At 74.2% G+C, this 728-nt stretch carries 1 protein-coding gene and 1 pseudogene; both read right to left on the bottom strand.

Annotated features, from left to right (window positions below; genetic code table 11):
• A pseudogene (locus AC2W7M_RS26740) lies at nt 1-238 on the bottom strand (MFS transporter); the annotation flags it as partial.
• Between the two features lie 168 nt (nt 239-406).
• A partial coding sequence (locus AC2W7M_RS26735; protein WP_486136234.1) for a Smr/MutS family protein occupies nt 407-728 on the bottom strand: 322 nt, incomplete at its 5' end.

Here is a 728-nt window from a genome sequence, read left to right as displayed (position 1 = left end):
CGCCGATGAGCGCCCCCACCCGCGGCGCCACCAGCGCCGCCACCAGCAGGCCGAGCGACAGCGATCCCATGATCCCTTGCAGCGGCCAGCCGGTATCGGCGGCAATGGCGGGAGCGAGCACGGCCAGCAGATAATAGGACGAGCCCCAGGCGAGGATCTGCACCACGCCGAGCGCGGCGATGGTGGCCCGTCCGGCGCCCGGGACCGGTGCGGGAGGGAGAGAGGGCGCGCCGGTCATCGAAGCCGTGCGCCGACGGGCGGCGCGCGGCACGCATCGCTTGCTGGCACCGCATCCCGCCCCACGATCCGCTCCCTGCTTGCCGCCTGTGTCCGGCTCTTAACAGCGATTCGCCTGCGTCACGAATGCGTTATCGGAAGAGCTCGGAGCCGCGCTGCGGCGCTCCGCTCATGGCTGCCGGCGGCGGATGCGCACATAGAGGGCGCCCTCGCCGCCATGGCGGCGCCCGGCTTCCTCGAAGCCCACCACGATCGCGCGCAGGTCCGGCTCGGCGAGCCAGAGCGGCACCGCGCGCCGGAGCACCCCGCGCGCACCCTCAAAGATTCCGCGATCGGCAACGGCGGCGCCGCGCTCGCCCTTGCCGGTGATGACGAGCACCACGCTCAGCCCGCCGGCCTGGGCCTCCTTGAGGAAGTGGCGCAGGGCGCCGGTGGGGCGGCGGCCTGGGTGAGCCCCGTGCAGATCGAGCCGCGCATCCACCGCGGCGCCG

Source organism: Xanthobacter sp. BG11Y11_SDJG (assembly GCF_057364445.1).
The sequence above is the reverse complement of the archived record's forward strand: the minus strand, read 5'-3'. Positions and strand labels throughout refer to the sequence as shown.